Origin of the sequence: Microbacterium sp. (assembly GCF_041909575.1) — a bacterium.
Classification (GTDB): Bacteria; Actinomycetota; Actinomycetes; order Actinomycetales; family Microbacteriaceae; genus Microbacterium.
The window spans coordinates 1-7,618 of record NZ_JAYRDE010000033.1; the positions used below are offsets into that span (position 1 = coordinate 1).

General features: G+C 69.6%; 11 protein-coding genes and 1 riboswitch. Of the genes, 7 read left to right on the forward strand and 4 right to left on the reverse strand.

Features of this window, described 5'->3' with window-relative positions:
- Positions 1–618 precede the first annotated feature (618 nt).
- Positions 619–683, forward strand: a riboswitch (guanidine-III (ykkC-III) riboswitch).
- A gap of 9 nt (positions 684–692) precedes the next feature.
- The 3 genes from ACE3O1_RS06695 to ACE3O1_RS06705 all read left to right on the forward strand — a co-directional run bounded on the left by ACE3O1_RS06695 (position 693) and on the right by ACE3O1_RS06705 (position 2,346).
- A complete protein-coding gene (locus ACE3O1_RS06695; protein ID WP_374313716.1) occupies positions 693–1,013 on the forward strand; it encodes a multidrug efflux SMR transporter in 321 nt (106 codons plus the stop codon).
- A 253-nt stretch (positions 1,014–1,266) separates the two neighbouring features.
- Positions 1,267–1,770, forward strand: coding sequence for an N-acetyltransferase family protein (locus ACE3O1_RS06700; protein ID WP_374313718.1), 504 nt, complete (start codon positions 1,267–1,269; stop codon positions 1,768–1,770).
- 81 nt (positions 1,771–1,851) lie between these two features.
- A complete protein-coding gene (locus tag ACE3O1_RS06705; RefSeq protein ID WP_374313720.1) occupies positions 1,852–2,346 on the forward strand; it encodes a CinA family protein in 495 nt (164 codons plus the stop codon).
- On the opposite strand, the gene ACE3O1_RS06710 is transcribed toward ACE3O1_RS06705, so the two are convergent.
- Positions 2,343–2,537, reverse strand: a complete 195-nt coding sequence (locus ACE3O1_RS06710; protein WP_374313723.1) for a hypothetical protein — start codon at positions 2,535–2,537, stop codon at positions 2,343–2,345. The two genes, ACE3O1_RS06705 and ACE3O1_RS06710, sit on opposite strands and share 4 nt — an antisense overlap.
- Positions 2,538–2,708: 171 nt before the next feature.
- On the opposite strand from ACE3O1_RS06710, the gene ACE3O1_RS06715 reads away from it, so the two are divergent.
- Genes ACE3O1_RS06715 through ACE3O1_RS06730 form a run of 4 tightly spaced genes read left to right on the forward strand, consistent with a single transcriptional unit; the run spans position 2,709 to position 4,981 of the window.
- Complete coding sequence (locus tag ACE3O1_RS06715; RefSeq protein ID WP_374313725.1) at positions 2,709–3,050, forward strand: PadR family transcriptional regulator; 342 nt, start codon at positions 2,709–2,711, stop codon at positions 3,048–3,050.
- Between the two features lies 1 nt (position 3,051).
- Entirely contained in the window at positions 3,052–3,426 is a 375-nt protein-coding gene (locus tag ACE3O1_RS06720; RefSeq protein ID WP_374313728.1) for a DUF1048 domain-containing protein, read from the forward strand.
- Positions 3,423–4,220, forward strand: a complete 798-nt coding sequence (locus ACE3O1_RS06725) for an ABC transporter ATP-binding protein (RefSeq protein ID WP_374313730.1) — start codon at positions 3,423–3,425, stop codon at positions 4,218–4,220. The genes ACE3O1_RS06720 and ACE3O1_RS06725 overlap by 4 nt, the downstream gene beginning before the upstream one ends.
- Positions 4,217–4,981 (forward strand): ABC transporter permease, encoded by a 765-nt coding sequence (locus ACE3O1_RS06730; protein WP_374313732.1) that lies wholly within the window; start codon positions 4,217–4,219, stop codon positions 4,979–4,981. The genes ACE3O1_RS06725 and ACE3O1_RS06730 overlap by 4 nt, the downstream gene beginning before the upstream one ends.
- A 67-nt stretch (positions 4,982–5,048) precedes the next feature.
- Here ACE3O1_RS06730 and ACE3O1_RS06735 read toward each other — a convergent pair whose 3' ends face one another.
- The 3 genes from ACE3O1_RS06735 to ACE3O1_RS06745 form a co-directional block, all read right to left on the reverse strand.
- Positions 5,049–5,300 carry a hypothetical protein gene (locus tag ACE3O1_RS06735; protein WP_374313734.1) on the reverse strand — a complete coding sequence of 84 codons (252 nt, stop codon included), beginning with the start codon at positions 5,298–5,300 and terminating at the stop codon, positions 5,049–5,051.
- A gap of 124 nt (positions 5,301–5,424) precedes the next feature.
- Entirely contained in the window at positions 5,425–6,012 is a 588-nt protein-coding gene (locus ACE3O1_RS06740; RefSeq protein ID WP_374313736.1) for a DUF305 domain-containing protein, read from the reverse strand.
- A gap of 38 nt (positions 6,013–6,050) precedes the next feature.
- A partial coding sequence (locus ACE3O1_RS06745; protein WP_374313738.1) for a heavy metal translocating P-type ATPase occupies positions 6,051–7,618 on the reverse strand: 1,568 nt, incomplete at its 5' end.

Below are 7,618 nucleotides of genomic sequence, written 5' to 3' on the forward strand. Positions count from 1 at the left end.
CAGGAGTTATGCGCCGCGAGTGTCCGGCAAGGCGCACCCCGGCGCCTTCGAGGCATCCACCTGGCGTGGCCACCGAACCGGCGCCGGCGCGGCATCCCTCGGCGCATAACTCCTGCAGTTTGGCGCAGCGGGCCGTGCCGTCCCGCGTGATTCCGGGCGCGCGGTCGCCCTCGGCCGGCGAAGTGCAGGAGTTATGCGCCGCGAGGGTCGGGGACGGCGCACCCCGGCGCCTTCGAGGCATCCACCTGGCGGGGTCACCGGCTCGGCACTTGCGCAGCTTCCCCCGGGCGCATAACTCCTGCAGTTTGGCGCAGCGCGCCGCCTTGTCCCGCGTGATTCCGGGCGCGCGGTCCCCCTCGGCCCGCGAAGTGCAGGAGTTATGCGCCGCGAGGGTCGGGGACGGCGTGCCCGGGGAAGGGTGGCGGGGTGCCGTGGGTCACGCGTGCAGGATGACGGAGATGTGCACGATGACGGATGCTTCAGGCCTGCGGGATCCGTCATCCGGCACATGTCCGCAGATCGGCGCACTCCGCACCCCGCACGCTGCGGGCGCCGCGTGGGGGATGACTGAGACGCGCAATGCACAGGGGGTGACCAGGATGCCGGGCTAGCCTGGGCTGCGGATCCCGAACCGGATCCCCGGACGACGGATCAGTACCCGGTGAGCGACAAGACTGGCCAGGAGCACAGTCATGTCGTGGGTCATCCTCATCCTTTCGGGCGTCCTCGAGGCCGTCTGGGCCACCGCGCTCGGCAAATCCGAGGGCATCACCAAGCTCTGGCCCACCGTCGTCTTCGGCGTCACCCTGCTGCTGAGCATGGGCGGGCTCGCGCTGGCCATGCGCGAGATCTCCACCGGCACGGCGTACGCGGTCTGGGTCGGCATCGGCGCATCCCTGACCGTGGCGTACGCGATGATCACCGGCGACGAGGCGTTCTCCTTCGTGAAGATGTTCCTCATCCTCGGGCTCGTCGGCTGCGTCGTCGGCCTGAAGCTGGTCGGTCACGAGTAGGCGATCGGATGCCGCAACCCCGCGAATTCTCACCTTCAACCTGACGTCGACATGACTTCTCGATGAACTCTTGACGGCGTGCGCGGGCTGAGTAGATTCAGTCCTGCGAAGAGAAAACAGAGACGAAGGAACCCGAAAGGGAACCGGACACAGAGACCGCACATCGCATGATGATCGCCCCGGGGTTTCGGCCCCGGGGCGATCTTCGTGGCGGCGGCACGGTGCCCGCGGCGGCCCGTCCTAGGCTCGATCCATGGACCCCACGACCCTGACCGACGGCGCCGTGCTCCGGGCGGCGCGCCCCGGCGACGAGCCCGGCATCCTCGCCTGCATCCACGGCCTGGCCCTGTACGAGCGCGAGCCGGATGCCGTCGAGAACACCGTCGAGGCGCTCGCCGAGAATCTGTTCGGCGAGGACCCGCGCGTGTTCACCCACGTCGTGGAGCGGGACGGCGAGATCGTCGGGATCGCGATGTGGTTCCTCACCTACTCGACCTGGACCGGCCGGCACGGGATCTGGCTCGAGGACCTCTTCGTCGACGACGCTCAGCGCGGTCGCGGGTATGGCAAGGCCCTGATCGCGTCCCTCGCCGCGGTGTGCGTCGAGCGCGGATACTCCCGACTGGAGTGGACCGTCCTCGACTGGAACGCGCCCTCGATCGCCTTCTACCGTGCGATCGGCGCCGTCCCGATGGACGAGTGGACGACGCAGCGCCTCACCGGCGACGCGCTCGCCGCGCTCGCCGGCATGCGCTGACTGACGACGCTGCGACAAGGGGTTGACACCGCCGCCGCCCGCCGCGTACCCGTGGAAGGAGGGCGGAGGCAGCCGCCGGCGATGAGGAAGGGCGACGCGGCGATGGCGGATCGAGTGCAAGCACTGGCGGATGTCGCCAAGGAACGCGGCATCCGCATCGGCCTCGCGGAGTCGCTCACGTGCGGCCTGCTGGCGAGCTCCATCGGCAAGGGCAGCGATGCGGAGAACTGGTTCGCCGGTGGCGTCGTCGCGTATCAGACCGAAGTCAAGGAGTCGGTGCTCGGCCTGACGCCGGGAACGGATCCGTGCTCCGCGGCGTGCGCGGAGCAGCTCGCCGCGGGTGTCGGCGCGCTGCTGGAGGTCGATGTCGCGGTCTCCACGACCGGCGTCGGCGGCCCCGATCCGCAGGACGGGCATGAACCGGGCACCGTGTACCTCGGCTGGTCGACCGCCGCGGGGGAGGGCCACCGCCGGTACGCGTTCGACGGCGATCCGGAGCGGGTGCTCGAACAGACCGTCGACGCGGCGATCGACCTGCTCGAAGAGCTGGTCACCGGGATGCCGCGCGCGACCTAGCTTTCGTCTTCCTCCGGCTCCTCCTCGGGATTGCCCGGACGCACCACGGCGTCGTCGCGCACGTCGATGCGCGTGATGCCGTCGCCGCGGTCCGTGACGTCGATGCGCGGTGCGGCGTCCTCTTCGGTCGCGGCCGGCGCGGCCAGGAGCTGGTCGCGGCGCTTCTCCTCGTCGGTCATCCCATCGGTCATGGTTCGTCCTTCCGTCGTCGTGCGCTCGACGCTAGCGACCGGGCACGCCCGCGCCGACGGTCTTGACAGAGCTGCGGCATCCGGAAATTCTTCGTACTCAGTGTTGCCAAGTACCGGTACTCAGTGTTACCGTCTAGTGGTAGTCAGCGAGACAGAGTAGAGGAGGGGCCGATGGGCAATCAGATGACCGAGATGCTGAAGGGCACTCTCGAGGGCATCGTGCTCGCGGTGCTGGCCGGCAGGCCCGCGTACGGGTACGAGATCACCGCGCAGCTGCGCGATCAGGGGTTCTCCGACCTCGTCGAGGGCACCGTCTACGCACTGCTGGTGCGCATCGAGCAGCGAGGCCTCGTGGACGTGGAGAAGGTCCCGTCCGAGAAGGGTCCGCCGCGCAAGGTCTACACGCTGAACGCGCGAGGGCGCGACCAGCTCGAAGAGTTCTGGGGGACGTGGAGCTTCCTCTCCGAACGGATCGATCAGCTCCGCACACACGACACAGAAGGAGAGAACTGACATGGCTGCCAAGTGGTACGAACTGGTCACCGGATCGCTCTCGGACAAGAAGGCCTACCGCCAGTACAAGGCGCGGATCGCCGCACTGCCCGAGCCGTACCGGACCGCGGCGAACGCGTTCGAGCGGTACTTCATGTACAACGGCGGCATCACCGACGGCGACCCCGCGGTGATGATGACGATGCTGAACGACTTCGCCGACCTGTGGGAGCGCGCTGCCGCGGACGAGACGCCCGTTGCCGACATCGTGGGCGACGACCCGGTGGAGTTCGCCGAGGCCTTCGCCGCCGCCTACTCCGGCAAGCGCTGGATCGACAAGGAGCGCAACCGCCTCACCGACACCATCAAGGGACTCGAGGGAAAGGACGGACGATGACCGCCGCAGCCATCACCGTGAAGGGCGTCGAGAAGGCGTTCAAGGATCTCAAGGTGCTCCGCGGCGTCGACTTCGAGGTCGAGCGGGGAAGCATCTTCGCCCTGCTCGGGTCGAACGGGGCCGGAAAGACGACGCTCGTGCGCATCCTGGCGACATTGCTGAAAGCGGATGCCGGCAGTGCGACCGTGAACGGCATCGACGTCGCCGCCCGCCCGGGCGACGTGCGTCAGTCGATCAGCCTCACCGGGCAGTTCGCCGCCGTGGACGAGGTGCTGTCCGGACGCGAGAACCTCGTGCTCGTGGCGCAGCTGCGCCACCTCAAGGACCCGGGCGCGATCGCCGACGAGCTGCTCGCGCGGTTCTCGCTCACCGAGGCGGGCGGGCGCAAGGCCGCCACGTACTCCGGAGGCATGCGCCGCCGGCTCGACATCGCGATGAGCCTCATCGGCGACCCGCCGATCGTGTTCCTCGACGAGCCCACGACGGGCCTCGACCCGCAGGCGCGCATCGAGGTGTGGCAGACCGTCACGCAGCTCGCGAAGAACGGCACGACCGTGCTCCTGACCACGCAGTATCTCGATGAGGCCGAGCAGCTCGCCGACCGCATCGCGATCCTCCACAAGGGCACGATCATCCAGAACGGCACGCTGACCGAGCTCAAGAAGCTCCTGCCGCCCGCGCAGGTCGAGTACATCGAGAAGCAGCCGACCCTCGAAGAGGTCTTCCTCGCGCTGGTCGGCGAGACCGACGACGACGCGGCCTCGGCTGCCACGACCGGAAAGGAACTGTCATGACCACGCACGTGATCGGCGACACCGCCGTGCTCACCAGCCGGTCGCTCCGGCACATCCTGCGCAGCCCCGACACGATCATCACCACCGCGGTCACCCCGATCGCGCTGATGCTGCTGTTCACGTACGTGTTCGGCGGGGCGATCGACCTCGGCTCGCAGGAGTCCTACATCGACTACATGCTGCCCGGCATCCTGCTCATCACCATCGCATCGGGAGTGGCATACACCGCGTACCGCCTCTTCCTCGACATGCAGGGCGGGATCTTCGAGCGGTTCCAGTCGATGCCGATCGCACGCTCGAGCGTGCTGTGGGCGCATGTGCTCACCTCGCTCGTCGCGAACCTCGTCTCGATCGGAATCGTGATCGGCGTCGGGCTCCTGATGGGGTTCCGCACCGGCGCGTCGGTATGGGTCTGGCTCGGGGTGATCGGCATCCTCACGCTGTTCACCCTCGCGCTGACGTGGATCGCCGTCATCGCCGGACTGTCGGCCAAGACGGTCGACGGGGCGAGCGCGTTCAGCTACCCGCTGATCTTCCTGCCGTTCATCAGCTCGGCGTTCGTGCCGACGGAGTCCATGCCGGCGCCGGTTGCCTGGTTCGCCGAGAACCAGCCGGTGACCTCGATCGTCGACACCCTGCGTGCGCTGTTCGCGGGCGAGCCGGTGGGCGCCGACATCTGGGTGGCGCTGGCGTGGCTCGTCGCGATCCTCGTGGTGGCGTACGGCTTCGCGATCGCGATTTACCGTCGCAAGATCAGCTGACCTGCGGGCGCGGCCGCGCCGCGGCGTCCGATGGCCATCGACCGGCACACCAGCCGGCCGGTGGCCATCAGGCTGTCTGCGGCGCCAGGCGCTCCGCGATGGCGTCGAGCGCCTCGCGCAGGGAGGGGAACTCGCACACTCCGGTCGCGCCGCTGACCCACAGCACGTAGACGCGCGAGTCCTTGCACTCGAGGTAGGCGATCACGCGGTGCGGGTCGCTCTGGTCAGCAAACGGGTCGCTCGCGACCCAGGCACCGTCGCCGACCCACTGGAGGTCGGGATGACGGTCGCGTCTCGGGGTGCTGGTGGGAGCGAGCATCGGGGCCTCCAGGGTGCTCAGAAGCAGATGATGGCACCAGAATGGCGGGCCGGACGGCTGCGGCGTGAGGCCTTGACGGCGACCCGAACTTCTGCAACTCGCCGGCCGTGCGGACGCTCGCCGCTCACGACCCCCCGAGCAGCTGCTCCATCTCGGCGATCTCGGCCGTCTGGTCCTCGATGATCTTCTCGGCCAGGGCGATCGCGTCGGGGTTCTGGCCGGCCTCGACCTCGCCCTCGACCATGAGGATCGCGCCCTCGTGATGCTCGATCATCTGCTCGAGGAAGAGAGCGGATGCCTCGTCCCCTGTCGCGTCCTCGAGCGCGTCCATGTCGCCCTGCGACATCATCCCGTCGCCGTGATCCATCCCGCTCGCGGGCGTGTCGACGTCCCAGTCCTCGAGCCATCCCTCCATGAGGTCGATCTCGGGCTGCTGCGCGGCCTTGATCCGCTCGGCGAGAGCGGCGACGTCCTCGTCCACGCCGTCTTTCGCGAGCAGGACGTCGGACATCTCGACGGCCTGCTCGTGGTGCGGGATCATCATCTGCGCGAACATGACGTCGGCGCTGTCGAACTCGGCGGACTCCGACGAGCCGTCGTGATCCATGCCTGGCATGTCGTCGGTGTCGTCGCTGCCGGCGCCCGGGGCGCAGCCGACGAGCGTGAGCGCGAGGGCGAGGGCGGCGGTCGCCGCGGCGGTGCGGATCTTCATGAGGTTCTCCAGGGTTTCCGGTGGTCGGGGGTGGGGGATCAGCGGCCGGCGACCGCGTCGGGGCTCAGGTCCAGCCGCCGCAGCAGCTGGGCGTTGAGCGCGACGACGATCGTCGAGACCGACATGAGGATCGCGCCGACCGACATCGGCATCACGAAGCCGATCGGTGCGAGGATTCCGGCGGCGAGCGGCACCGAGACGAGGTTGTAGCCCGCCGCCCACCACAGGTTCTGCGTCATCTTGCGGTAGCTCGCGTGCGACAGCTCGATCACCGACAGCACCGAGCGCGGGTCGTCGCTGGCCAGGATGACTCCGGCCGACGCGATCGCGACATCCGTTCCCGCCCCGATCGCGATGCCCACGTCGGCCTGCGCGAGAGCGGGGGCGTCGTTCACGCCGTCGCCGACCATCGCGACCCTGCGGCCTTCGGCCTGCAGCTCCTTCACGGTGGATGCCTTGTGCTCGGGGCGCACGCCGGCGAAGACCCGGTCGATGCCGAGCTCTGCGGCGACGGATTCCGCGACGGCCTGGGCATCCCCCGTGATCATCACGACCTGCACGCCCCGCTGACGAAGGGCGTTCACAGCCTGGCGGGACTCCGGGCGCACCTCGTCGGCCAGGCGCAGCGCGCCCGCGACCTCGCCGTCCACGAGCACGTGCAGGATGATCGCGCCCTCGCCGCGCCACTCATCGGCGACGGGCAGTTCGGCGCCGTGCTCCTGCGCGAGCAGGTGGGGTCCGCCGACCTGGATGCGACTGCCGTCGACCAGGGCGCTCACGCCGACGGCCGGCGCCGAGACGAACTCGGTCGCCGTCGGCACGGCAAGTCCCGTCGTCCGGGCTGCTGCGACGATCGCACGGGCGAGCGGATGCTCCGAATCGGCCTCCGCCGCGGCTGCCAGGGCGAGTACGTGGTCGGCGTCGTGGCCCGGGGCGGGCTCCACGGCCGTGACGGCGGGCGTGCCCTTGGTGAGGGTGCCGGTCTTGTCGAAGAGCACGGTGTCGACGGTGCGCATGCTCTCGAGCGCGAGGCGATCCTTCACGAGCACGCCGGCGCGGGCCGCGCGCTCGGTCGCGATCGAGACGACGAGCGGGATCGCCAGGCCGAGCGCGTGAGGGCACGCGATCACGAGCACGGTGATCGTGCGCACGACGGCCTCGTCGGGCAGGCCGATGGCCGTCCAGGCGAAGGCCGTGATCGCCGCGGCGCCGAGCGCGAACCAGAACAGCCAGCCGGCGGCGCGGTCGGCGAGGCGCTGCGCGCGCGACGAGGAGTTCTGGGCTTCGGCGACCAGGCGCTGGATGCCGGCCAGTGCGGTGTCGTCGCCCACCGCGGTGATCCGCACGCGCACTCCCGAGTCGGTGGCGACCGTGCCCGCGACGACCGGGTCGCCGTCGCCACGTCGGACCGGCCGGGATTCGCCGGTGATCATCGACTCGTCCATGCTCGCCGAGCCCTGCACGATGCGTCCGTCGGCGGGCACGCGCCCGCCCGGGCGGACGACGACGACATCTCCGACGCGCAGGTCGGACGGCGTGACGGTGACGGTGGTGTCGCCGTCCACCCTCTCGGCCTCGTCGGGAAGGAGCGCCGCGAGCGAGTCGA